We start from the raw sequence: 25558 nt of genomic DNA, 5'->3' as shown, positions 1-25558 counted from the left end.
GTACTTTTATATTGATGACATCATTTTAATGAAAATATTTTATATCCTTCTTTAGGTGGGAGTGTGTCAATATGATATGACCGCTCGCCACTTTTTCTCGCACTATCATAAATTGTATATTTACCATCTAACGCACTAATTTCATTTTCATTTTTTATAACAATTAACGTATTTTTATCGCTAACCCAAATTGACTCAGGAAGATCTTTTTCAGCAAAACAAAAAGACTCCGGCTTATTGTCACTATTCCAAGCTGTAACAAGACATCCTTTTAGATACGGAGGACCAAAGTTCAAAGCAAAAATAAGAGAGTGATTTACGCATTTGGATAAAACCATATCTCCCACACTAAAATAATCATCCTCACCTTGTTCTTGAAATGCCCCAACCAGAATATTCCTGAATTTTAAATATAGCGTATCACCATCAATCGTATTAACTGCAATCAGTTGAATTTTCTCACCTTGCTTTAACTTGCAAGTTTTAACAATTTTTATAGAGTCAGCTAGGCAAGTAAACGAAATAAAAAGGAGGGTGATAATATATAACTGCACCTTCATTTATCCACTCCACACCTTATCATCTTCATTTTATTAGGCTCTTTTATCAGTTTAATTGAAAAACTTGCGACTATCCGTTAAAAAATAATTTACTTTAAAAAACAATAAAGTCAGTATTATGCACAATCACTGTTTTAACTTTACTACTTCCATATCACTAATATTCTTGGGGAACTGATCGATACCTTTGATATCAGCATCTTTTTTATCGCCAATTATGTGACTATACATAATGTATTTCTGACTAAACTCACCATGACCATATGTAGGAAAAACAAGCCAGACATCTTTTTTATTTATATACAGTCTGATAGGCCTGCTTTTCTCAGCAAAATCCAGACGGTCTACCGTTCCTGTTTCCTGCGCATAGGTAATAGCCAGGCCCTGTATGGCATTTGCAGTAAACTCGCCAGACAATATAAGTGCCCGATTGTTTTTTCCTGCACAGATTACTTTAACAGATGAACCACGAGAGTGTTCTTCATCATCAAAAACAGGAACAATGTTTCCCTTCACTTTCAGATAATACACATGTGTATCATAAACCTTGCCATCTCTAACAATCTCCACAAGCTGGTTATCTTTAGAACCGACCTTACATGAAGTAACAACTTCTTTCGAAAACGCCAGAGATGAGAGAAACAATAATGACAGAACAATTAACCTTTTCATTACTTCACCATATCCCTTAATATCTCCATAGACTCTGGAGCACTTTTTAGCTTATCAGCAGCTGCTTTTATTTTTTTATAGTAAATTCCATTTCTAACCCCTCGGTAATCCTTATATGCCTCAGCAATAGGGTCGGCAGAACCATCTTTATTTCTTTTATCAAGGAGTAATTGCAAGTAAGTAGTTCCAGTTCGAATATTAGTTGCTTCATCAACAAACGATGGGCCGTTATGAAACACGTCCGCTTCTTTATATACTACCGGCTCTGGCCTCCTCTCTTTTCTCGGTAGATTAAGGTTCTCCATACGATATAACTCGCGCACCGGTGCTTTTAATAACTGCATCAAGCCACGAGCACTACTTCCTTGTCCATGCGCATCTTTATCAAACCGAGACTCCATATAAATGTGACAGATAATCAGGTCTGTACTGAGAGTTGACGCATTATTTTTCTCAACCAGCTTTCTAATTTCGCGTAATCTTGCAGTCTCGTCAACAGTCACTTTTTCCGGTTTCGCCTCTTTTTTTGGTGTTAATTTAGCTTCATGTGTTTTGATAGCCTTTTTCTTTGGTGGCATATATGGACCCTTGTAAGATTTTGGGTAACACAATCACAATATTGTGAGTACAAAATGCGACATTTATACTTCGATTAGCAGAAACACCTTCCGTCTTTATTTTTCATACTATTATGAAGATTAGCGGTCCCAATTTGGATTTATTGGTGTTACCTCTGGTTCCAGAACATGTAAAACAGCCGATTCCGCCTGTTTTGATGCCACTTGTTTAGTTTTCCCTTCGCTATCAGTTCGCCCCGTTAGCTGACTACCGTCTTCCAATTCAATGGTATACGGCCAGTCTATCAGCGGTTTACCACTGACTTCGTCGATCACAGAGAAATGCAAGTCATACTCCCCTTCCAACAGCCCAATGGGGAGGTAAGGCAGAGCGGTGCCTAATGTTGCCTTGGCCGGGCGATCAAAGCTGGCACTCTTCACCCGAAAATCCCCCGCCGTCCCCGACTCAATCCTGTTGGGATCCAGCGTGATATACGACCCTCCGGCGTTCAGCGTGATTTTTTTCTTCGCCGTGATAAGGATTTCATCTTCCGTGCTGGTCAGGATCAGACCTTTACGCGCGAGCAGCTCTATCAGGTCATTCTGTGCCTGCACCGAGACCGGCCCCTGGTTAGCGATCAGCTTCATCCCCAGCTTGCGCACAAACAGGCTAAATGCCTGCCCCACTCCCACAAACAGGTTCTTCACCACCCCGATGTCTGCCTGGTTACCGGCATTCATCATCAGGTTTTTGGCCGCTGCCAGCTGCAGGTGCTCCCCGCTGGTCATCGCAATCCCTTTCGGCGCACTCATCAGCAACACCGAGGCGGTCAGGTTTTTCACCCTTTGCCTGATCAGCGTGATTTGCGCGGCCATATCCGCACTGTCGGCATGGGCCGTAGCGGCATCGTCTGACAGCTGTTGTATCTGTCGACTCAAGCTCTCCAGTTCATTGAGCGCCGCCCCCATCTCCAGCACGTCACCCTGCGCTTTCGGTTGCGCATCGGCGGTGATAAAGACGCCCTTCTCTGCCCGTATCGCCCCAAACAAATCGGTGCGCGTTTCAAACCCCGCTCCCCGTTGTTCTCGAGCACTGTCGACCAGGTGACCGATGCTGAATTGGCTCGCGCCATGGACCGTACTGAGCTTGATATGCTCCTTATTGCGCTCATCGTCGAGTCTTATCTTGTTAAGACCTGCCGTACGCAGCACATTCCGTTTGTAGTTGGCGATCGTCACATGATCCGGGTGTTTCGAGTCGTGCAGGGCGTGCGCGATGTACGGTTTATCCGGATTGCCCCCCTCAAAGGCAATCCCGACCTCAACACCCGACAGTAACGGGAGATGCAGGCCATAAACGTCCCCGGCATACGGGCGCGCCAGGCGTACCCACAGGCTCTCGTACCCCGTTTGCCACTCGTCACGGTCCAGGTTGAACGACACCCGGTAGCGTCCGTCCTTGTCGATATGGCTGTAGGTGTCATTCACCAGCGTGCTGGTCACCCTGGCCGGGATCGTCCCGGCCATCACCGGTTTGGCACTCGGCTCCGGGCGATAACACACCGTCTCCGAGTACGGGATGGCGGTAAATGCCACTTCATAGCTTTTATCCCGCGCCGCCTGGCTGCGTATCCCGGTGATCACCGCCCCTTTCTGGAACACCGCAGGCGCATCTGCCCCCACCACCTTCAGTTCTTGCCCCGGCGTCAGGCTGGCCGAGGTGGTCATGCCGTTCAGTTGCGTCTGCCGGTTCAGGTAACGTTCGTGGCGCAGCCGGGCATAGAAGACGCCGCTTTCCGGGTCTGGCTCCTGTGCGTACTGGTCCCCGAGGGCCAGATAATTGTCGGCATAGTGGTAGGCTTCGCCGTAGGTGGTCTTGTCTCCCCGGCTGACATCCACCTCGCTGTCCATCCCGGCCCCGGCGTCACGGTAGTTGTAGTCACGGGTACTGACCCGCCCTTCCACCACATTGTGTGCCGTCTCCAGGGCCCAGACGCACTCCGCCCCCTGTGCATCCAGCCCTGATGGGCTGCGCAACGGCAGCGTGAGGCCAAACTGGTAGTGCCGCTGGTCATCATAGAACTCCACCACGTCAATCTTAAGGCGCGGATCGGCGGTAAAGCGGAACCAGATCCCCACTTCAGCCAACAAACGACGGATAAATTTCAGATCATCCTCGCCGTACTGCATGACTAGCTCACGTTTCGGGTAGGTATGGGCGAGGGTGAACAGGAAGTCCTGACCTTTGAAGCCATGCCGGTCACGCAGCACCTTTTCCACAATCTCCGGCACCGACAGGTGCTGGTAAATACGGTTTTGATGGCTGTTGGCCAACAGCGCCAGACGGGGAACCAGCGTCACTTCATAGCGGCTTTCGTCTCGCGAGGTGGAAAGGCGCTTAAACCCACTGATCACCCCATGCAAGGTGCGCAACGGCGTCGGCTCCGGTACGGCAAACCCCAACATCGGCAGCTTTACTGGCGGCGCGTTGAGCGTAAAACTCGCATCCTGCATCAGTATCTGCGCAGGCTGCAGGTCTTTCTCCAGGCTGGTAAACGCAATCTGGTAGGAAAAGGGCTGACTGAGGTGTTCTTCGCCGCTGAACGCCAACACGTCCAGCGGTGCGGTAATGTCCCACACGGTCAACTTGTGCTGACTGTGGTCAAAAAACAGTGAACTGATGGTATTTAACATGGTCATGCCTCCGTGCTATCGGTCGCGACAGCCGTGTCCGTGAAGGTCAGGGTAATGCCGTTGTCGTCGTTATAAGCCAACGTCAGCCCCTGAGCCGGTTGTGAGGCCGCCTGCCGTTGCAGCAGTTGGCTGCTGAGTGCGGGCAGAATGTGTTGATTGAGTACGCTGTCGATATGGCGTGCCCCGCTGTCTGGCAGCAGGCAGGCGGCCACCAGAGTGTCGGTCAGGCTGTCGTCCATCACGCAGTGCAGACCGTAATGCTGGTGCAACCGTTGGGCCAGTTGGCCCAGCTTGATGGCAACGATACGCGTAAGCGCCACCGCGCCCAGCGGGCGGTAAATCAGGGTCTGAAAACGCGCCAGCAGCGCCGGCTGGAAATGGTCCCGCAGCAGCGGGCGCAGCCGTTCGTGTAATGCGCTTTCCGGTGCATCGGGGTATTTATCGAGATACGTCATCAGCGCGTCGCTGCCGAGGTTGGAGGTCATCACTATCACGGTATTGCGAAAATCAATCTCGCGCCCTTCGCCGTCGCGCATAAAGCCCCGGTCAAACACCTGATAGAACAGGTTGATAACATCCCGGTGAGCCTTTTCCACCTCATCCAGCAACACCACACTGTAAGGCCGTTGACGCACCGCTTCGGTCAGAATGCCCCCCTGGCCGTAACCCACATAGCCCGGCGGTGAGCCTTTGAGCTGGCTGACGGTGTGGGCTTCCTGGTATTCGGAGAGGTTGAGGGTGACCAACGACGCTTCACCGCCAAACAGGGTATCCGCCAGCGCCAACGCGGTTTCGGTTTTTCCCACCCCGCTCGGGCCGACCAGCAGGAACACACCCTGCGGGCCATTATCCGGCGTCAATCCGGCGCAGGTTGCACGCAATCGCTGCGCCAGAGCACCCAGCGCCACGTCCTGCCCGATAACCCGTTTCGTCAACTGGCGTTCAAGCTGCAATAATTCGCTCTGTTCGTCCTTCAGCAGGCTGCCCAGCGGCACGCCGGTCCAGTCAGCGATCACCGTCGCCACCGCGCGCGCATCCACGTCCAACCACAACAGCGGGTTGCAACGCTGGATATCGTGCAACTGCGCCCTGAGCGTCTGGCACGCTTCACGGCGGTTGCCCGCCTGACGCGCCGTCAGGAGTTGCTCTGTCAGCGCCCGTTCTTTCTCGTATTGCACCGCCAGCCGGATCTGATGCTTCTGCAGTGCCCGGACCCGATCGCTGATGTCCGCCAGCCGGGCCGGATCGACTTCGGAGCTCAACACCTTGTCATCTTCGATCGCCTGTTGCTCGACGGCCAACGCCGCCAGTTCTGCTCTGAGGTGTACGATTTGCTGTGGTTCGTTATCCAGGCTCATGCGCACCCGGGCACTGGCGGTATCCAGCAGATCGACCGCCTTGTCCGGCAACTGCCGGCCGGTCAGGTAACGGCGCGAGAGCGTCACGGCGGCTTTGACCGCCGAGTCGCGGATATGCACCCCGTGGTAGGCGGCATAGCGTGCCTTCAGGCCACGCAGCATCCGGCAGGCGTTTACATCATCCGGCTCCTCCACGTTGACCCTTTGGAAACGCCGCTCCAGCGCCGCATCACGCTCAAAATACTGCTTGTACTCTGACCAGGTGGTGGCGGCAATGGTACGCAGCTCCCCGCGCGCCAGCGCCGGTTTCAGCAGGTTGGCCGCATCGGCTCCGCCCGCCTGATTACCGGCACCGATAAGCGTGTGCGCTTCATCGATAAACAGCACGATCGGCGTCGGTGATTGCTGCACGGCGGCAATCACATTCTTGAGCCGTTGTTCAAACTCGCCCCGCACGCCGGCACCCGCCTGCAACAGCCCCAAATCCAGGGTGCGTATCGCGATGTTTTTCACACTGGCCGGGACGTCACCTTCTGCCAGGCGCAGCGCCAGCCCTTCCACCAGGGCCGTTTTGCCGACGCCGGGCTCACCGACTAAAATCGGGTTGTTCTTGCGGCGGCGGGAAAGAATGTCCACCATCTGGCGGATTTCATTATCACGCCCCAACACCGGGTCAATCTGGCCTGCCCGCGCTTTGGCGGTCAGATCCTGGGTAAATTTATCCAGCTCGGCGAGCAAAGCCTCATCCGGTTCGACAGCGGGGGGCAACGTGGCTTCAACCGGAGCATCGACCGGCCATTCCAGGCGCGGGGGCTTTTCCGGGCGTTCTTCTGATTGCGCGTCCAGCAACGGCATCAGGTGGGCCAGTTGCGTGGCACTGAGGCTGAGCAACGGCCAGGCCGCCGTCTGGGAGACCAGATACTCTGTAGCCGTGAGTGCCATCAGCACGTGCAGCGACCGCACCGCCTCCGTATTGACCTGCGCAGACGCTTCCAACCAGGCCTGCTGTATCAGTTGTTGCAGCGGGGCCGACAGCTGCGGTTTGCCCTGCCGCTGATAGGGTAACCGCTCCAGCGGGGCCAACAGCCCGTGCCACAGCGCGTCCTGATCCCAGTCGTAGCGCCGGGCGATCACCGAGACATCGCCATCTCCCTGCTCCAGCAGCTTGAGCAACCAGTGCTCCACGGTGATCTCCGCATGGCCACGGGTCTGGCACAGGGTGGCTGCTGCCGCCAACGCCTGGGCACAGTAAGGATTTAACCGATGTAATAAACGTGCTGCGTGAGTGCTCATGCCTCTTCCCTGTTCTCTCTTTTCTGTGCCCGCCATGATCCCGTGCAGGCACGCTACCGCCCATAGCCGTTAACCGAGGCCCATAAGGTCATTGATATCGTGTGAATGCGTTTGGCTGAATACCGGCACGCCGAGACTCAGCCAAACACACCCAAGAGCAGGCGGTTTCCCGCCTGCTGTCAGGGCTTACGCGGTAGTACGTTCGTTCCAGGCATCGGAATGAATGATGTTGCCGTCTTTGTAGGTCCAGGTGATTTTTTCGTAGCGCAACTCGATCTCTTCCAGGTGGTTGTGCTTCTCTTTACCCGGATCCTTGATGTCGTGCATCTTCGGCGCCACTTTCACCACTTTGACGTTGTCCAACGTGGTGTTGAAATACTCCACTTCCTGACCGGCGTCATCGATGCGGTACCACTTGAACTCGGCCTTTTTAAGCGTCTGACCGGTGGTCACCGCCTTGTACAGATACGGACTTGAAGCATCGATTTCCTTGGTGAACACAAACGGCGTGTGGATACGGGTACCGGTCAGCTTGCCGGTGTTGTTGTCGGTCGGGATGTACAGGTTATGGTCCTGTGCCACCACTTCGATGCTGCCCTGACGGCTTTGCACATCGACAGACCCTTTGATGTCTGCACCGCCGTCGTCCTTCAGCCAGAGATAGACTGGAATTGCCATGTAAAGCTCCTTTTATTGACGTAATAAGGTCATCTGTTCCGATGACCCGGTTAGTGTTTTTGGTCCCGTGCAAGCCGACGCCGCCGGGACCAGACTGATTTCTACCCGGCGATTGGCCGCCCGTCCGGCTGGCGTGTCATTCACACCCAACGGCCGCGTCGCCCCAAAACCCTGTACCGCAAAACAGCTCGCGGGAACCTCGCTGTTGTGTACCATCCAGTCACGCACCGCTTCGGCGCGCTTGAGTGACAGCACCTGGTTGCCCTGCGCATTGCCCGTGGCGTCGGTATGGCCACTCACCACAATCAGCCAACCCGGCTGGGCCTTGAGGTTGACTAGCGCCTTCACCAGCACCGGGGTCGAACCCGGTTTAAGCTGAAACCGACCGGGTTCAAACAACGACAGGCTGTCCAGACGCACCGCCTGGGGGGCCTCGGCCAAGGTAACAGCCGGGGCGTTGTCCACCGGCACTGCCGGAGGCCGATACCGCGCAATCGCCGTTAATACCGGCTGGCGCACCCGTTCACCGGCATACAACCCCAGCCCCAGACGCAGCGGCGTCCCCTCCCGGTAATAACCGGTCAACAAGCGCGCATCACGCTGCAATACCGCCACCGTGCGGGCTTTCTCCGTCGGGTTATCGGCCGCCACCGTCTGATAGCGCTGCAGGTCATCACCGACCTGACGCAACAGCAGCCGGTTCTGCCAGGCAGAACTCCCCAACGCCACCCCACCGGCCACCACAAATAACCAGAGTGCCGTCACCTGCGCCCGATGCCTCGGTGTCCACCGCGGTTGGCACGGCAACAGCGGCAACAGCCTGTCGGGAAACGGCAACGTCACCGGCGCATCCCCACGGGATGGCGCGACACCCTCATTCAGCGACGTTTTACGCCGTATCCACTGCTGCCAAAGATTGTTCGTGGTCCGTAACGGCACATCCGGGACCCAGGTCAACGCCAGCAAGGCCAGTGAACCGGATCGCTCAGGGTGTTCAGGGTCAGTCCAGGCGGGTAGGAGCGTCTGTGCCACCCAGTCCTGCCAACTGTTCAACTGCACCCGGGTATCCAGAGAGTCTGCAACCGCCCCCTGCGCCAACGGCACCGGATACCCGCCGGCCTCACTGACGCGGACAGAAGGCTGCCCGGCTTGCCAGATAAACCAGGTCGTGTCGGCAAGGTGCTGGGCAGGTCCGGCCAGGTAACTGGTCAGGCAGACTGTCATCTGGCACCCATACCGGCGACGCACGTCACCCAACTGATAGCGCAGGGTCCTTGTCTGCCCCGCCAGTACCGCCACATCCTGTTGCTGCTGCGGGTTGACCACCCATAACACACTGAGCTGCCCTCCCCACCCCGGACGGTGCGCCAGGATGTCTCCCACCCGTTGCGCCAACTGCCCGATCGCCGGCACCGGCAGGTAACAACCCTGTGGCGTCACGCGTACCGGGTGTTCACCCAACAAGGCGGCCAGGCCATCGCCACACACCAACACTACCGGATGGGGGTACGTCGCCGGGGGCAGTACGCTATCATCAGCAAACGCGTCGGTACCGGTCTGACGTCCATACCGCACCCACACCACCAGAACGATAAGCACCACGGCAACCGATACACCCACCCGTAGCCCGGTGGATAACGGCAGAAAGCCCCACGACAGCAACAGGAGCAGTCCACCGCCCCAGAGCCACAGGCCCCGCACTCCCCTTGGTGTCATACCGAGTCCTTAAGGATGCCCCGGCAACAGGGCCGTGATGGCCGTGGCCAGGTGCTGTTGCAGCCCCCACCAAAGGCTGGCCAATACGCCGACCGCAACCAGCAGATGCACAACCCGTGACGACATCCAGCCTGCCCACTGGCGTCGGTTGGCCTTGATCAACAGGGACATCCCCGGCGTCACCGCCAACGGCGTGACCCGGCTGGCCAACTCCGTCAGCAATTTCACCCGCTCCGGCGCGTGCTCCTCGCCATAATGTCCGCAGAACCCCAGCATCAGCACCCGGTGAAAACCGGTCAGTACCGCCACATCCGGGGCCGGTTCACGCAGGACGGCACGCAGGGTGTCATACAGCTGCACACCGGCCTGATGCTGATTGAAAAAATGCGCCTGCAGTGGTTGTGCGGCCCAGGCGGCATGTTCCGCCCCCTTCGCCCGCACCAGCACGGTCTCATCCAGCAACGCGCACAAGGCATAGCAGAGGTGGTCGACCGACCGCTCGTTCACCCCCTGCTCACGCAGGCGCTGCCGGGTCTGTTCAATCTGCGCCGTGCAGTGCTGCCACAGCGCGGCCCCCTGTTCCACCGCCGCCCCCTGGCGCAACTGCACCACCAGGAGATAGCTGTCCTGCAACAGGGCATCGATATCGACCGGCGGCGTTTTCATGAGCGCAGTACCGCGAACAGTTCAAGCTGCACGTCCGTCAGCGTGCCGGGCACGTAAAACGAACAGGCCCCCGCTGCCAGCATGGCCTGCCCCTTGGCATGCTTCAGATCCAGCGCAAAATACTGGTTCTCCAGCCGCAACGGGATGGCAGCCGGCACATGGCTGAGCGGCAGCAACGGAATACCGTTCAGGGCGATGTTAATCAGTTGATTGACGTCATCGGGAGCACCGGCCTTGCACAGTAACGGGAACTGCGTCTGGATCTGATGCGCTGGCAGGCTGGAGCGAACGGACAGGTAGAAATCTGCGTCCTCGCGTAAACGCGGGTCGTTCAGTGAAACGGTCCACAGATGGGCATTCACGTTTTCCAGCGGCAACGCAATCACCCGTGATGGCAGGCTGGCTTCCAGCAAGGTGCCGATCAGGCTGAGCAACGGGGGCAACACCGAGCCCAGTTGCTGATGGTCATAGGCCGGGATAGCCGACAGCTCATGATCCAGTGAAAACGTCAGCAATGCCCCGGCCAGCTTGACCAGTTCCCGATAAACCAGCTCGGGAGGTCGCGCCGGATGGGCCAGCAGGTCGGCCAGCACCGGCTCATAGGTATTCAGGGCGTTGAGCAGCCAGAACAGCGACACATCGGCCACGGCAAAATCGGCCATGCGCTGGTTGCTTTCGCGGCGCATTCCCATCAGCCGGGTGCGCTTGGCACACAGCTGGGTCAGCAGGCTGTCCAACTGATTCATCAGGGCGGGATGGGCGCTGACATGCAGCAACGGCGGCACAAACAGCGGATCCAGGTTCCAACTGCCCTGCGTATCGCGCACCAGTTGCACCACCGGGCAGGTCAGGTAATTACCGTTTTCATCACCGTCTACGCGCAGCGTCAGGGCATACTCTTCCACCGCAATCGACAGGCTGTCGTCGTCATACACGTCCTGCACCTCGCGCCAGTCCTGGCGGTAACGGGTCGGACGATCGGCCTTCGCTTCCCCGCGCAGGCAGTTTCCCCCGTTGGCATGCTCCAGCGGCAAGGCCAGCAACAGGGTCACCGTCTGACGGCCTTCCGGTACCACTTGCGCCAGCTCCAGCGCCGGGGGCAACCGGTCCGCACAGTCGGTATCAATCAGCGTGCCATCCTGCAGGCGTACCCGCAGGTGTTGGGCCTTCAGTTTCCCCAGGCGCAAGGCGTCGTTGTCAAACGACGCCGCCAACACCCCCCAGGGATGGGTCAGCGCCAGGCTGGCCAGACACTCATTGGTATACGCTTCCCAGCGCGCCTGCTGCTGAAAAATCTGGGGGGACAACATCATCCCCGTGGCCCATAACGGGCGATCAATCTTCATTGCATATCCTTTAGGTCAACAATCAGGCTTTGGCTTTCGGCATCATGGATACCAGTGACAGCGCCACATCCAAGCCTTCTACCTGGAAGTGCGGCACCGCATACAGTTTGACGCGGAAGAAGCCTGGGTTATCTTCAATGTCTTCCACCGTCACCTTGGCATCACGCAGCGGGTGCGACGCCTGCAGGTCATCACCCGGATCGGTCATCTCGGTCACCAGGCCGCGCACCCAGTTGTTGAGCTCCAGCTCCAGCAGGCGACGGTCTTTGGTGGTGCCGATGTTCTCGCGCTGAATAATCTTCAGGTAATGGGCGATACGCGACAGCAGGAAGATATACGGCAGGCGGGCGTTGATGCGGCTGTTGGCCGTCGCATCCGCGGTGTCATACAGCGCCGGTTTCTGCGCCGAGTTGGCGGAGAAGAAACAGGCATAGTCGCGGTTTTTGTAGTATGACAGGGGGATAAAGCCCAGGTTGGCGAACTCGAACTCGCGGGTTTCCGGGATCATCACTTCTGACGGGATCTTCACCTGATTGCCGGTGCCCAGGTCATACAGGTGGATCGGCAGGTCCTGCACCGCACCACCGGCCTGCGGGCCACGGATCTGCACACACCAGCCGTTGTCAATAAAGCTTTTCACCATATTGGTGGCAAAGGCAAACGACGCATTGGTCCACAGATATTTATCGTGGTCCGGGCCAGTGACCTCTTCCACATAGTTGAAGCTGCGTACCGGAACGGTATCCGGGCCATACGGCAGGCGGCCCAGCACGCGCGGCATGGTCAGACCGATATAGCGGGCATCGTCAGTGTCACGGAAGGACTTCCACTTGATGTATTCGGCGCGATCAAAGTAGTTGCCGATATCCTTGATGGCGGCCACTTCCTCCATGGTGTTTTTGCCGAAGAACGCCGGGCCAACGGCACCGATAAACGGCATATGGGCCGCCGCCGCCACCTTAGAGAGGTTGCGTAGCAGCGCCACATCCTGTGGGCTGGCATCAAACTCGTAGTTGGAAATCACTGCCCCAATCGGCTCACCGCCAGGGGTGTCATACTCCTGAATATATGCATGGCGGTACATTCCGCTCTGTATGATTTCCGGGCTGTCTTCAAAATCCTGGCGCAGGTCTTCTTTGGAAACGTCGAGCAGCTCCAGCTTCACGTTCTGGCGAAAATCGGTTTTGTTCACCAGGGATTTCAGGCCACGCCACAGGGATTCGACTTTCTGGAACTCCGGGTGATGCATCACCGCATCCAGTTGACGGCTGATTTTTTCATCCAGCGCGGCGATATGGCTGTCCAGCAGGTTCTTGTCGAGCTTCTCGACCTTCTGCGCCGACTGCTTGAGCAAGTCTAAAAAGACGCTGACGGCGGCGGTGACGCGTTCATCGGCCGAGACGTCCGCCAGGGCATCACCGTCCTGGAAAGCCTCGATGCCGTTAAGCTGGGAGACCGGGTTAAGGTTGATTTTTTCAAACAGTGACGCGTAAACGCTGTGCGGCGCCGGGGTGCTTTTTTCCAGCACGGTGGTGGTAGTATGGCTCTGATGCTGTGCCGTTCTTTCCTGCAGTGTTTCTTCCTGTCCAGACATCGGTTTCTTCCTTATCTTCCCGGGCGATTAACAGTTTTCGAGTGCCAGTATTTCCAGCTCCATCCGCAGTTCGTCGCTCAGCGCCTCATCCTTCAGGATGATTTCGAGCTCACGTCGGAAGGTGGTGTTGTCCAGCAGGTTGGATTTGAGGTCGCGCAGCAGGTTGCGCATCGCCAGCAGGGCACGCAGTTGCGGGATTTGGCGCGCCACCTGTTCCGGTTCGAAATCTTTCATTTCGCGGAAGGCCAGTTCCACGGCGGTGTCGCTGCGGTCATCGGCCAGGGTATCGGGCACGGAGAGGGTAAGTTGAGGGTTGAATTCTGCGAGCACGCTGTCGAAGTTATTTTTGTGGACGGAGACCTTGCTGCGTTCGGACAGGGCACGCTGTTCCTGACCGTGACTGTAGTCGCCCATCACCAACAACTTGAGCGGCAACTCGACCTTTTTCTGCGCGCCGCCGGTGTGCAAATCGAGCCTGACGTTAATGCGGGCCTTCGGAATTTCATTCTGGTAGGAGGAGTTTGACATAGCTATCCCTGTTCAACTGAAACAATGAAGAACGGTATGCCTGGGAATAAATAAGAATGGCTAACCCTGCCAGATAACAACATCCTTTTCTTTACACCGTTCGGTGTAAACCAAAATGGGTGTGACAAGCGAGCACATTCAATCCCTGATGGCATGACGCAGTGTGTTCTAGGTTAAAATCTGAAATACCGTCTTCCAGACAGACGACCATAATAACAGCGTAGAAGGATTAGCAAAGTGATTGGAAAGAAAATATTTTCCACACAAAATAGCGATAATGGCGATTACCTAAAAAACGTATCATACTGATTAACAAAAATATCCTGTAAAAACTGCAGAGCATAAAACCACATAAGAGTAGCCCAAGTCCCGTTTTAAACGTTTATCTCAACATCAGCTATCAGATATCCGACTTTGAGATAAAAATTAAGCATTCACTCAATGAATACTTAATTCATTTAACCCAAAAAAAATTATAGATATTCTGAAAAATAGCGTACTCGTGGATAAGGAAGAGGATTGCAGGATGATGAATCAATAACCTCTTGAGACTCTCACTCAATAACACATCAAGGACAAAACATTATCTGACCGAAAAATAACCGCTGATGCACAATGTTTTTCAGCCTTTCGTCGAACAAGTGCTTTCAGAGAGCGAAGGATGAAAATAAGGAATAGTACCGAAGGGATTCTGCGACGGAAGTAATAACGTGAGCCACGTTTAACCAGATGAGTGCACATAGGGAAGCCCTGTGTAGCATCTGTGTGTAGCAATTGGGATTTTTTAGGGAGAAATCTTTAAGAAACAACTAGAAGGAAGAAATGGCGGAGGAGCAGAGATTCGAACTCTGGAACGGTTTCCCGTCGACGGTTTTCAAGACCGTTGCCTTCAGCCACTCGGCCACCCCTCCGCAACGAAGCGAACTATAAACACAGCCGATCCGCTTGTAAAGCCTGAAACCGTTTAACCGAGCGAAAAACAGGCATATAGCCACTGTGCGCTGAAGAAATCGCCATTTATCATGCCCAGAACCCCAGCGCGATCGCTAATGAGTAAAGATGAGTAAACACTCTTTAATCAAACGTTTGTGCTGCCTATCATCGTGGCTAATTTTGTGATGACCTGATAAGAGAGATCATTATGGACCGCATTGTCGTCTCATCCTCCTCGCGCGATTCGTTGCTGAGCACGCACCGAGTGCTACGTAACACCTATTTCCTACTGTCACTGACGCTGGGCTTTTCTGCCCTGACCGCAACGGCCAGCACCATGCTTGGCTTACCTGCTCCTGGGTTATTGTTAATGCTGGTCGGTTTTTATGGCCTGATGTTCCTGACTCACAAGCTGGCAAATAGCCCTGCCGGGATTCTGGCTGCTTTCGCCTTCACTGGCTTTATGGGCTATGCCCTCGGCCCGATCCTGAGTTCATTCCTCAACGCTGGCGCTGGCGACCTGATCATGCTGGCTCTGGGCGGTACCGCAGCGGTGTTCTTCTGTTGTTCAGCCTATGTGCTGACTACCCGTAAAGATATGTCATTCCTTTCTGGCATGCTGATGGCGGGTTTCGTGGTGCTGCTGGTGGCAGTAATTGCTAACCTGTTCCTGCAAATCCCTGCCCTGCACCTGGCAATTAGCGCGCTGTTTATTCTGTTCTCTGCCGGCGCCATCCTGTGGGAAACCAGCAATATCATTCATGGCGGCGAGACCAACTATATCCGTGCCACCGTGAGCCTGTACGTATCACTGTACAATATGTTCATCAGCCTGCTGAGCATTCTGGGCTTCGCCCGCAGCAACTGATTGAGCGTTTGGCAAGATCCCAAGCCCTGCAAATCCTGCGGGGCTTTATTTTTTGCCGAAGCCAAAATTTGCTAGACTGATGCCCGCCATAAATCATTTGTTACCGAGGCAGTATGTTGGAGTTTGAAGGTCAGACAATTGAAACTGACGCCCAGGGTTACCTGAAAAACAGCGCCGACTGGCAAGAAGGCCTAGCCCCGCTACTCGCGGCGCAGGAAGAGATCGTGCTGACGGAAGCACACTGGGAAGTGGTGCGTTTTGTGCGTAGCTTCTATCAGGAATTTAATACATCACCCGCTATCCGCATGCTGGTGAAAGCCATGGCACAGAAATACGGCGAAGAGAAAGGCAACAGCCGTTATCTTTACCGTTTGTTCCCGAAAGGCCCGGCCAAACAGGCGACAAAAATCGCTGGCCTGCCTAAACCGGTGAAATGCATCTAACATTCAGTAGCGGATGCTGAACCCTTTGTGATCGGCGACGCCTTGCGGCTCCACCAGCACGCGCTCAATGCGGGCACCACGTGGGCCGCCGCTTTTTAACCATTCAACCAGTTGATTAACCTGCGGCTGTTCACCGCAGGCGACGACTTCAACGCTGCCATCATCCAGATTGCGTGCATAACCGGTTAGCCCTAGCGCCGTCGCTTTATGCTGCGTGTTATAGCGAAACCCTACCCCTTGCACTAACCCATAGACATACGCGGCAATACAAACTTGTGTCATAATCGACTCCTTATCGATTTTTCGTTTATGGCATTTTCTGCGCTGATGCCCAGAGAGTGTGACTCTTTTTTATCTAGCTGGCAGCATACTTAATTATGACCGTACGCCTGTTTCTCGCCAAGGGACGTGAAAAGTCCTTACTTCGTCGCCATCCATGGGTTTTCTCTGGTGCAGTTCTGCGCCTTGAAGGTAAAGCCCTCTCTGGCGAAACCATTGATATTCTCGATAGCCATGGCAAATGGCTGGCGCGCGGCGCTTACTCGCCAGAATCACAAATTCGCGCGCGCGTCTGGACCTTCCAGCAAGATGAAGAGATCGACATTGCGTTCTTTATCCGTCGTCTGCAACAGGCGCAAAGCTGGCGTGACTGGGTTGCAAAACGTGATGGGTTGAATGGTTATCGCCTGATTGCCGGTGAGTCTGACGGTATGCCGGGGATCACCATCGATCGCTTCCAAAACTTCCTGGTGCTGCAATTGCTTTCCGCAGGCGCAGAATATCAGCGAGCGCCACTGATTTCGGCTTTGCAGCACTGTTACCCAGAATGTGCCATCTACGATCGCTCCGACGTTGCCGTGCGTAAAAAAGAAGGCCTGCCTTTAGCACAAGGCCTAGTTTTGGGCGATCTGCCCCCTGCTCTGTTGCCAATTACCGAACACGGCATGAAATTGCTGGTAGATATTCAGCAAGGCCATAAGACCGGTTTTTATCTCGATCAGCGTGATAGCCGCTTGGCTGCGCGCAACTATTCTGCTGGCCGTCGCGTACTCAACTGTTTCTCTTATACCGGTGCTTTCGCGGTTTCGGCATTGATGGGCGGTTGTACACAGGTCATCAGCGTGGACACTTCACAGGCGGCGCTGGATATCGCCAAACAGAACGTTGAGCTGAACCAACTGGATCTGAGTAAAGCAGAGTTTGTGCGTGACGATGTTTTCCAGTTGCTGCGCAGCTATCGTACACAAGGTGAAAAATTCGACCTGATCATCATGGATCCGCCCAAATTCGTCGAAAACAAGAATCAACTGGCTGGCGCCTGCCGTGGTTATAAAGACATCAATATGTTAGCGCTGCAATTGTTGAACCCGGGTGGTATTTTGCTCAGCTTCTCTTGTTCCGGCCTGATGCCAACCGATTTATTCCAGAAAATTTTAGCCGATGCCGCTGTAGATGCCGGGCGTGATGTACAATTTATAGAGCAGTTCCGGCAAGCTGCCGATCATCCGGTGATCGCAACTTACCCTGAAGGGTTGTACTTGAAAGGGTTTGCGTGTCGGGTGATGTAACTTGAAATACGCTGTTTTGCCCTCATATAGAAGGCAAAGCACTGTTTCTCAGGAGGTCATCATGATTGCCAGTAAATTCGGTATTGGACAGCAGGTACGGCATAAACTGCTGGGGTATTTGGGCGTGGTTATTGATATCGACCCCGAATACTCTCTGGAGCAACCCAAAGCTGACGAGATTGCAGCCAACGATGAGCTGCGTCTCGCACCTTGGTATCACGTGGTGATGGAAGACGAAGAAGGTCAACCGGTTCACACTTATCTGGCTGAAGTACAGTTAGCGGGTGAAGAACAGGATGCCCATCCGGAACAACCCTCGCTGGATGAACTGGCGGAATCTATCCGCCACCAGTTACAGGCTCCACGCCTGCGCAACTGAGCACCAAATCCTGAGAAACCCACGTAAGGGCTTGGCATATGAGGCCAGGCCCTTATTTTTAGCGGATTCAGTGCTCAAGGCCCAAGCGTGGGATCTCTATTTTCGGGCAGCGATCCATAATCACTTTTAGCCCTGCATCCCCAGCCAGCACCGCAGCCTGTTCGCTGATAACCCCAATTTGCAACCACAGCACCTTGGCACCGATAGCGATCGCTTCCTGTGCCACACCGTAAGCCGCCTCAGCGTTGCGGAATACATCAACCATATCGATAGGATAAGGAATGTCTTCCAGTTTGGCGTAAACCTCCTGGCCAAGCAGCGTCTGCCCCGCCAGTTTCGGGCTGACCGGCGTCACTTGGTATCCTTGAGCCTGCAAATAGGCCATCACACCGTAACTGGGCCGACCAGGATTATCACTGGCACCCACCAACGCAATCGTTTTTACCTGCTTCAGCACGTCTGCAATGTCTTGATCTTGCATCTTTCACTCCCGATAGGGTATAGGGGAAATTCCTTTCTCAAGTGTAACCGAAGGCTCTATCTCAGTGAGTATTTCTTCGCGACACACCCGCGGCGCTTTAATTCAAAATATTTATAAATATGTTAAAATGTAAATTAATGAATAATATTGAAAAACTTTGACACAACCTGCGCTGTACTCAACACTTATCACCATGTCCTACGAAAAGGAAATAGCGATGAAATTTGGTTTGGTGGTTGCGGGGCTATTCAGTCTTTCGCTGAGTGTATCGGCCGCAGCTACAACCCTGAAACTTTCACCGGATATCGATTTACTGGTGGTTGATGGCAAGAAAATAACCGGCTCATTATTAAAAGGCGCAGACAGCCTGGAGCTGGATGGTGGACAGCATCAGTTGCTGTTCAAAGTCACCAAATCCATACGCAAGAATGCACGGACTCAAGTGTTGTATACCTCACTGCCATTGATAGTAGTGTTCAATAGTCAGAATGTCAGTTCGGTAAGCATTGAACTGCCACGTATCGAAAATGAACGCGAAAGCAGGCACTTTGATGATGTGTTGAATTATAAAATCATAGATAAGAACGGCAAAGCGCTGGCGGTAAAACGCGATGTGCTGCCGATGCATACGCTGTCTGCCGATACCCATCTGGAAAAAGTAATAGCCGATTACAACGCTCAGGCTCGCCCAGCGTCTGTGCCCGCACTGGCACATCTGCGTGCCACCATCATCGCAGATCCGCCAAACTCCGCTAAGGCCAACCAGAAGGTGATTACCATGAAAGGGGAAAACGTATCAGAGCAGATGCTGCAATACTGGTTCTTGCAGGCCGATAAAGAAACGCAAAAGCGTTTTATCCATTGGGCCAGCCAACGTGTCACTCATTGAGATTCATTCACACCTTTCTTATGCAAAGGCGTGTTTTACTCGCATTTTCTGGCGTTAACGCTGGGCAGTGAAAAACAGTTTCAGTAATCTGTAGCAAATCATTTGAGTTGCCAAGGATACTGATATGGAACAGACCACCCGCACCATCGCCGCACGCAAGCACATCGCGCTGGTTGCGCACGATCATCGTAAACAAGCTCTGCTGAAATGGGTTGAAGATCACAAGGCTATACTGACGCAACATCAACTTTATGCCACTGGCACCACTGGCAATTTGATCCAGCGCGCCAGCGGCATCCCGGTTCAAAGCATGCTGAGCGGCCCGATGGGGGGTGACCAGCAGGTTGGCGCACTCATTTCCGAAGGCAAGATCGATATGCTGATCTTTTTCTGGGATCCGCTCAACGCCGTACCGCACGATCCCGATGTGAAAGCGCTGCTGCGCCTGGCGACCGTCTGGAACATTCCCGTCGCCACCAACCGCTCCACCGCTGATTTCCTCATCGACTCACCGATGTTCAAACGCGAAATCGAGATCACCATTCCTGATTATCAAAAGTATCTCGAAGCTCGTCTGAAATAACCGCCAAGGCCTGGTGCTGCCACCAGGCCTGCATTCACGGCTTTTTCTGCAGCGGTACGCCGATATCCTGTAATTGCTCAACAAACACCGACGGGCATTCGCGATCCTGCAATAACCACACCTGATGTTTGGCGCGCGTCAGTGCCACATACAGCAACCGCCGCTCTTCAGCGTCAGGGAAATCTTCCGGCTGCGGCAATAACACCTCTTCGATCAACGATTCACGGGCAATTGCCGGGAATCCATCACTGCCCTCGTGCAGCCCGGCAATAATCACATATTCCGCCTGCTGCCCTTTGCTGGCATGTATGGTCATAAACTCAATATTCAGCTTCGGCCAGCGCGTTGCTGCTTTTAGCAACACGTCGGGTTTCAAGTGATGATAACGCGCCAACACCAGAATGCGTTCCTCTGGTTTTGCATAACCACTCATCTTGTCCAACAAGGCTTCCAACTGTTCCTGCGGTAAAATAACCACCGACTTTTTATTGCCTTGGGTCAGGCTGTTAAGCGGCTTTTTCAGCTGATGCGGGTTCTGCTGGATAAAGCTGTTCGCTACTTCACCGATACGATCGTTGAAACGATAGGTGGTATCCAAGGCACATTGCGCACCCTCACCAAAATTCGCGGCGAATGCGGTCGTCAGCGCAAGTTCTGCACCGCTAAAGCGGTAAATAGCCTGCCAGTCATCCCCGACGGCAAACAGGCAGGTCTGCTTATTCTGCCTGCGCAATGCTGCCAGCAGTTGGGCCCGCTGCGGCGAGATATCCTGAAACTCATCCACTAGAATGTGTTTCCACGGGCTGATAAAACGCCCTTTATCCAGAATATTGATCGCCTGATGGATTAGCCCGGCAAAATCCACCGCGCCCTCTTCCTTCAGCGCGGCTTTCCAGGCTTTCAGCAACGGCGCCATCAACCGGATGCGTTTGGCGAATAGATCGCGGATTTCTTCATCAGCCAGCGCGATCATCTCGGCCTGACTGCCGCCATAGGTGCGCATCAACCCCAGCCAACGCTCAAGACGCCCGGCCAAACGCTCCGCCAGACGCGAGTCATGCCAGAAATCCCCTTCAGGGATCTCCCATTCCAACTCTTCTATCAGCCACTGACGCCAGCCTTTAGCCTGCACTTTTTTCTCTGTGCATTGCTGTTGCCAGTGTTTTATCAACAACGCCCGGCGCACTTTGCTGTCGGTTTCCAGCTTGCTGATTGCCGGGGCTTTGCGGCTCCCTTCCTGAATCACCTGTAGTGCCAGCGCGTGGAAGGTTTTGGCCTGAATGGCGACATTCCCCAAGCGATCCCGAATGCGCTCGTTCATTTCATCAGCGGCTTTTCGGCCAAATGCCAGCAGCAGGATCTGCCCTGGTTCGGCCTCCTGACGACGCAACAGCCACCCGGCCCGTGCGACCAAGACCGACGTTTTGCCGCTGCCCGCACCGGCCAGCACCAGGACGGAATCCTCACCGTTCACCACCGCTCGGCTTTGCGACACATTCAGTGGCGAAGTTTCAATGGTCTGGAAGAAATCGTGGTGGGTTGCCAACATACGCTCGGTCCACTGCTGGTTGCGCTGCACGACGCTACGTTGGCCATGCTGCAACCATTGCAGGCATCGCTGATAATCCTCGCGACAATTATCAAATTCATCCAGCCGCACAACCGGCATCGGTAATGCCCCGAAAGCCTGACGGATTTGTTGTTGCAGTTTGCTCAACTCAGAACGCTTGAACCATTTATCCTGCTGTTCGATAACACCAATGTGCTCAACCTGCTCTTGCAATACCCCCGCACTGACTGCGCTCATCTCAGCACTCCACTGCTGCCAGGATTGCTGCAGATAATGGTAGAAACGCTGTGTCTCTTGCCACTCTGTGCCATGCAGGCGAACCACCTTTTCATCAGGCAACTCGAACTCCAACTCGCCCCAGACGATGCCACGCTTGCAACGCACCTGAATTAACTGATTGAAAGGGATAAGATATTCATGCTTCTCGCCGCTCACTTCAACGCCAGCATGCAACAGCCGCACGCGATTGTAGGGATGCTGCGCCAGGTGTTTGCCCAGCGATGTCGCTTTAAGTTCCATATGCTCGCGCCATGATTCTCTTGAGATTAATATCGCCAGTTTACCTGCGATAAGCAGTGGCACTCTAGCGTTAAAAACAGGGTAGAATAGTAGTTAAATATATCCGCCCTGCGGTTTATCCACCATTAAAGCAGAGTGTCGCCTATGCGTACCGTATTGAATATTCTTAATTTCGTGTTGGGTGGTTTCTTCACAACCCTTGGTTGGTTGATTGCCACCTTCTTTAGCATAGTGCTGATTTTTACCCTGCCACTGACCCGTTCCTGCTGGGAGATCACCAAGTTATCCTTCCTGCCATTCGGCAACGAAGCGATTCACGTGGATGAATTATACCCAGAGAAGAGCAACGCACTGCTTGCCGCCAGTGGTTCGTTGCTGAATATCGTCTGGCTGGTGCTGTTTGGTTGGTGGCTGTGCCTGTCGCACATCGCTGCCGGAATTGCACAGTGTATTACCATTATCGGTATCCCGGTTGGTATTACCAATTTCAAAATTGCAGCTATCGCACTGTGGCCCGTTGGGCGACGCGTCGTTTCTGTTGAAATGGCCCAACTGGCGCGGGCGGAAAATGCGCGGCGTCAGTACCAGAAACGTTAATTTTTTCTCCGATTAAGGAGTTTTTGTGCTCTCTTTTGCACCAGCCATTAGGCGTTATACCTATAACAGCAATCTGCTTTACAACCTGCGGATCTTTATTGCCTTGGCGGGTGCTGCGGCGGTGCCCTGGTGGCTGGGAGTGCCAACACTGACCATCCCCCTGACGCTGGGCGTTGTGGCCGCCGCGTTAACCGATCTGGACGACAGATTGGCCGGGAGACTGCGTAACCTGCTGATTACGCTGGTGTGTTTTTTCCTTGCTTCAGCATCTATTGAATTGCTGTTCCCCTATCCTTGGTGGTTTGCTCTTGGGCTGACGACTTCAACCTGCGGATTTATCCTGCTGGGCGCGCTAGGGCAGCGTTATGCCACCATTGCTTTTGGTGCATTATTGATCGCTGTCTACACCATGCTGGGCACTTCAATGTATGACGCCTGGTATCAGCAACCAGCGCTGCTGATTATTGGTGCCATTTGGTACAACCTGCTGACGTTGATTGGCCATCTGCTGTACCCGATCAAGCCATTGCAGGAGAGCCTGGCTCGCAGCTACGAACAGTTGGCAAACTATCTGGATGCCAAGGCCAACCTGTTCGATCCAGATGCCGAGCACGACAAGGATTTGCCCTGGATGGATGTCGCGATGGCCAACAGCGCGCTGGTCTCAACGCTCAACCAAACCAAAGCCTCTTTGCTTACCCGCCTGAAGGGCGATCGCGGCCAGCGCGGCACCCGCAGGACGTTGCACTACTATTTTGTGGCGCAAGATATTCATGAGCGAGCCAGCTCATCGCACGTGCAATATCAGGCGCTGAGCCAACAATTTCGTCACAGCGACATTCTGTTCCGTTTCCAGCGGTTGCTGACCATGCAGGCTCGTGCCTGTCGGCAACTGGCACAATCGATCCTGCTACGCCAGAAATATCTTCATAGTCCTCGCTTTGAGCCAGCATTCAGCCGTATAGAAGAAGCACTGGCCCAGGTTGCGGTCACAGAAGAAAACCGTGAATTGGCCAGAGCACTCTCACACCTGTTGAAAAACCTGCGGGCTATTGATGCACAATTGGCCAATATTGAGTCAGAACAGGCGCTGGCCAATGAACAGGCGGAGGAGAACAGCCTTTCCGATGACCGGCTCACCGGTTGGAGCGATATTCGTCTGCGTATCAGCCGCCACCTGACGCCTCAATCGGCCCTGCTCCGCCATGCCGTTCGCATGTCAGTCGTGCTATGCGCAGGCTATGCCTTTATCCAGATAACCAATTTGCAGCACGGTTACTGGATCCTACTGACTAGCCTGTTTGTCTGCCAGCCAAACTACAATGCCACCCGCAGACGCTTGGCGTTACGTATCATCGGGACGCTGGCGGGTATTTTGATTGGCCTGCCGATCTTGTACTTTGTCCCCTCCCTGGAAGGGCAAATGATTCTGATCGTCATTTCTGGTGTGCTGTTTTTTGCGTTCCGTACCGTGCAATATGCCCATGCCACGATGTTTATCACCCTGCTGGTTCTATTGTGTTTTAACCTGCTGGGTGAAGGATTCGAAGTGGCGGCTCCGCGCGTTTACGATACCCTTTTAGGTTGCGCTATCGCCTGGGCGGCGGTGAGTTTTATCTGGCCAGACTGGAAGTTCCGCCAATTATCTGCGGTTGTGCGCAAAACGCTTAATGCCAACTGCCGCTATCTGGACGCTATTATGGTGCAATATCATCAGGGCAAGGATAACGGTTTGCCTTATCGCATCGCCCGCCGGGATGCACATAACAGCGATGCAGAACTGGCTTCGGTAATTTCCAACATGTCTGCGGACCCTAAAGCAGATAAAACCATTCAGGACGCGGCTTTCCGCTTGTTGTGTCTTAACCACACACTGCTGAGCTATATCTCAGCGCTCGGAGCACACCGCAAGCGCCTGAATAACTCCGCCGTGCTGGACTTGCTAAATGATGCCGTATGCTATGTTGATGGCGCATTGCACCACGATGCACAAGACCATCAACGCATCATGCAAGCTCTGGAGACGCTCTCCGCACGTATCGAACAGTTAACGCCTGAACCTGAAAGTGAAGAACAACTGGTGTTGCAACAAATTGGATTAGTGCTTGAGCTGCTTCCAGAACTAACGGCACTCAACGCACAAATCGGTAAAGCAGAATTAATTATTTAGGGGCCAAGTGCCCGACTTTTTTCCAAACGCGGCTTCAAGCAAGGAAGCACCATGGTTTCTTCGAACCACTCAATCAACTCTTCCTTCTGAGAGGCAGGCAATGCGGCATGGTGATACCCCGCCAGTGCTCCAGCTAGTGATATCAACACTTTCATGCCGAGACCTTGTTGCTGCTGCAACAGTTTGAGGTAGCAATCTCTCGCACCCAGCAAGCGCAATTCATAAATACTCTGTATGCCAACACGCCATAGTAAGCGTTCCATTGCTACATCAATGTTCGGTAAATCTTTCAACCTACCATTGCTGCGGGTTTTCACCGTAATCTCTTTACGTGTTTCACACACCGCCTGCCAAGCGAGCGCGAACAGTTCCTGGCTTTCCTGCCATAAGGATTCATCCACCCAGTAATAGCGCATAGTCACTGGTGCCCCGCGCTTTAGATACGTCATATTCACCATCCCACGCCCACGAAATGTCGACTCCAGGCTCTCGGTAGCACGCAAATACAATTCTCCCTCTGCAATGACGGCAAACATCGTGCCGTCGGCCAACAAGCCGTATCCGCCAAATTGCGAACGTGTAGTAATTTTTCCTAATGCGGCAAAGCAGACTTTTGCCTGTGCGATCCTTCCTGCAGACCTGCCTTTCATTAAAACCTCCTTGAGTGAATGATGATCTATACCCGCCGCATCTCAATATGCTGGGATGTTGCTGCTCACCTATATTTTGAAATCCATTAGGTATAAACATTCGTTACATCAATGAAATAAACGTAACTGGAACAACTAATTAGGGAAAATACGCATTATCCCCTTCTGTGCCAATCACAAAATCGAGGTGTATAAAAAAGAATCGCAAATATGCGAGGCGTCACGAAAATTTGAGTTGATCTTCTG

23 protein-coding genes and 1 tRNA gene are annotated in these 25558 nt (G+C 53.9%); 8 read left to right on the top strand and 16 right to left on the bottom strand.

Features of this window, described 5'->3' with window-relative positions; genetic code table 11:
* Positions 1 to 20: 20 nt before the first annotated feature.
* The 12 genes from ACX1CU_RS09060 to ACX1CU_RS09005 form a co-directional block, all read right to left on the bottom strand.
* Complete coding sequence (locus tag ACX1CU_RS09060; protein WP_459402231.1) at positions 21 to 560, bottom strand: hypothetical protein; 540 nt, start codon at positions 558 to 560, stop codon at positions 21 to 23.
* A gap of 126 nt (positions 561 to 686) precedes the next feature.
* Positions 687 to 1232 (bottom strand): hypothetical protein, encoded by a 546-nt coding sequence (locus ACX1CU_RS09055; RefSeq protein ID WP_459402230.1) that lies wholly within the window; start codon positions 1230 to 1232, stop codon positions 687 to 689.
* Positions 1232 to 1810, bottom strand: coding sequence for a lytic transglycosylase domain-containing protein (locus ACX1CU_RS09050; protein WP_459402229.1), 579 nt, complete (start codon positions 1808 to 1810; stop codon positions 1232 to 1234). The genes ACX1CU_RS09055 and ACX1CU_RS09050 overlap by 1 nt, the downstream gene beginning before the upstream one ends.
* A 120-nt stretch (positions 1811 to 1930) precedes the next feature.
* Complete coding sequence (locus ACX1CU_RS09045; RefSeq protein WP_459402228.1) at positions 1931 to 4483, bottom strand: type VI secretion system Vgr family protein; 2553 nt, start codon at positions 4481 to 4483, stop codon at positions 1931 to 1933.
* Between the two features lie 2 nt (positions 4484 to 4485).
* A complete protein-coding gene (gene tssH, locus ACX1CU_RS09040) occupies positions 4486 to 7134 on the bottom strand; it encodes a type VI secretion system ATPase TssH (protein WP_459402227.1) in 2649 nt (882 codons plus the stop codon).
* Between the two features lie 186 nt (positions 7135 to 7320).
* Complete coding sequence (locus ACX1CU_RS09035) at positions 7321 to 7812, bottom strand: Hcp family type VI secretion system effector (RefSeq protein ID WP_459402226.1); 492 nt, start codon at positions 7810 to 7812, stop codon at positions 7321 to 7323.
* Positions 7813 to 7824: 12 nt separating this feature from the next.
* Positions 7825 to 9528 carry an OmpA family protein gene (locus ACX1CU_RS09030; RefSeq protein ID WP_459402225.1) on the bottom strand — a complete coding sequence of 568 codons (1704 nt, stop codon included), beginning with the start codon at positions 9526 to 9528 and terminating at the stop codon, positions 7825 to 7827.
* Between the two features lie 9 nt (positions 9529 to 9537).
* On the bottom strand, positions 9538 to 10194 hold the full coding sequence (gene tssL / locus ACX1CU_RS09025) for a type VI secretion system protein TssL, short form (RefSeq protein ID WP_459402224.1): 657 nt from the start codon (positions 10192 to 10194) through the stop codon (positions 9538 to 9540).
* Positions 10191 to 11540 (bottom strand): type VI secretion system baseplate subunit TssK, encoded by a 1350-nt coding sequence (gene tssK, locus ACX1CU_RS09020; RefSeq protein ID WP_459402223.1) that lies wholly within the window; start codon positions 11538 to 11540, stop codon positions 10191 to 10193. The genes tssL and tssK overlap by 4 nt, the downstream gene beginning before the upstream one ends.
* Before the next feature lie 22 nt (positions 11541 to 11562).
* Positions 11563 to 13134: a type VI secretion system contractile sheath large subunit gene (gene tssC / locus ACX1CU_RS09015; protein WP_459402222.1), complete on the bottom strand. Its 1572-nt coding sequence runs from the start codon at positions 13132 to 13134 to the stop codon at positions 11563 to 11565.
* A 27-nt stretch (positions 13135 to 13161) separates the two neighbouring features.
* Positions 13162 to 13662, bottom strand: a complete 501-nt coding sequence (gene tssB / locus ACX1CU_RS09010; RefSeq protein WP_459402221.1) for a type VI secretion system contractile sheath small subunit — start codon at positions 13660 to 13662, stop codon at positions 13162 to 13164.
* Between the two features lie 823 nt (positions 13663 to 14485).
* A tRNA-Ser gene (locus tag ACX1CU_RS09005) sits at positions 14486 to 14573 on the bottom strand.
* A gap of 230 nt (positions 14574 to 14803) precedes the next feature.
* Between ACX1CU_RS09005 and yccA the strand changes: the two genes are divergently transcribed.
* Together yccA and tusE are read left to right on the top strand one after the other, a co-directional pair.
* Positions 14804 to 15463 carry an FtsH protease modulator YccA gene (gene yccA, locus ACX1CU_RS09000; RefSeq protein WP_459402220.1) on the top strand — a complete coding sequence of 220 codons (660 nt, stop codon included), beginning with the start codon at positions 14804 to 14806 and terminating at the stop codon, positions 15461 to 15463.
* 113 nt (positions 15464 to 15576) lie between these two features.
* The gene (tusE, locus tag ACX1CU_RS08995) at positions 15577 to 15906 is read left to right on the top strand and encodes a sulfurtransferase TusE (protein ID WP_459402219.1); all 330 of its coding nucleotides are present in this window, start codon (positions 15577 to 15579) and stop codon (positions 15904 to 15906) included.
* 3 nt (positions 15907 to 15909) lie between these two features.
* On the opposite strand, the gene yccX is transcribed toward tusE, so the two are convergent.
* Positions 15910 to 16188, bottom strand: coding sequence for an acylphosphatase (gene yccX / locus ACX1CU_RS08990; protein WP_459402218.1), 279 nt, complete (start codon positions 16186 to 16188; stop codon positions 15910 to 15912).
* 95 nt (positions 16189 to 16283) lie between these two features.
* Between yccX and rlmI the strand changes: the two genes are divergently transcribed.
* Together rlmI and hspQ are read left to right on the top strand one after the other, a co-directional pair.
* Positions 16284 to 17474 (top strand): 23S rRNA (cytosine(1962)-C(5))-methyltransferase RlmI, encoded by a 1191-nt coding sequence (rlmI, locus tag ACX1CU_RS08985; protein ID WP_459402217.1) that lies wholly within the window; start codon positions 16284 to 16286, stop codon positions 17472 to 17474.
* A 61-nt stretch (positions 17475 to 17535) separates the two neighbouring features.
* Complete coding sequence (gene hspQ, locus ACX1CU_RS08980; protein ID WP_024913550.1) at positions 17536 to 17853, top strand: heat shock protein HspQ; 318 nt, start codon at positions 17536 to 17538, stop codon at positions 17851 to 17853.
* A gap of 67 nt (positions 17854 to 17920) precedes the next feature.
* On the opposite strand, the gene ACX1CU_RS08975 is transcribed toward hspQ, so the two are convergent.
* Entirely contained in the window at positions 17921 to 18334 is a 414-nt protein-coding gene (locus ACX1CU_RS08975) for a CoA-binding protein (protein ID WP_459402216.1), read from the bottom strand.
* Between the two features lie 217 nt (positions 18335 to 18551).
* Here ACX1CU_RS08975 and ACX1CU_RS08970 point away from each other — a divergent pair, with 217 nt between their 5' ends.
* Both ACX1CU_RS08970 and ACX1CU_RS08965 read left to right on the top strand, forming a co-directional pair.
* A complete protein-coding gene (locus tag ACX1CU_RS08970) occupies positions 18552 to 19223 on the top strand; it encodes a DUF2057 family protein (protein ID WP_459402215.1) in 672 nt (223 codons plus the stop codon).
* Positions 19224 to 19347: 124 nt separating this feature from the next.
* The gene (locus ACX1CU_RS08965; RefSeq protein WP_459402214.1) at positions 19348 to 19806 is read left to right on the top strand and encodes a methylglyoxal synthase; all 459 of its coding nucleotides are present in this window, start codon (positions 19348 to 19350) and stop codon (positions 19804 to 19806) included.
* 34 nt (positions 19807 to 19840) lie between these two features.
* On the opposite strand, the gene helD is transcribed toward ACX1CU_RS08965, so the two are convergent.
* Entirely contained in the window at positions 19841 to 21895 is a 2055-nt protein-coding gene (gene helD / locus ACX1CU_RS08960; protein WP_459402213.1) for a DNA helicase IV, read from the bottom strand.
* A 144-nt stretch (positions 21896 to 22039) separates the two neighbouring features.
* On the opposite strand from helD, the gene ACX1CU_RS08955 reads away from it, so the two are divergent.
* Positions 22040 to 22492 (top strand): YccF domain-containing protein, encoded by a 453-nt coding sequence (locus tag ACX1CU_RS08955; RefSeq protein WP_459402212.1) that lies wholly within the window; start codon positions 22040 to 22042, stop codon positions 22490 to 22492.
* Positions 22493 to 22517: 25 nt separating this feature from the next.
* Positions 22518 to 24662 carry a YccS family putative transporter gene (yccS, locus tag ACX1CU_RS08950; protein WP_459402211.1) on the top strand — a complete coding sequence of 715 codons (2145 nt, stop codon included), beginning with the start codon at positions 22518 to 22520 and terminating at the stop codon, positions 24660 to 24662.
* Here yccS and ACX1CU_RS08945 read toward each other — a convergent pair.
* Entirely contained in the window at positions 24659 to 25312 is a 654-nt protein-coding gene (locus tag ACX1CU_RS08945; RefSeq protein ID WP_459402210.1) for a TfoX/Sxy family DNA transformation protein, read from the bottom strand. The two genes, yccS and ACX1CU_RS08945, sit on opposite strands and share 4 nt — an antisense overlap.
* Positions 25313 to 25558 lie beyond the last annotated feature (246 nt).

It is taken from the genome of Serratia sp. D1N4 (assembly GCF_054552755.1).
This window is presented reverse-complemented; position numbering and strand designations above follow the sequence as displayed.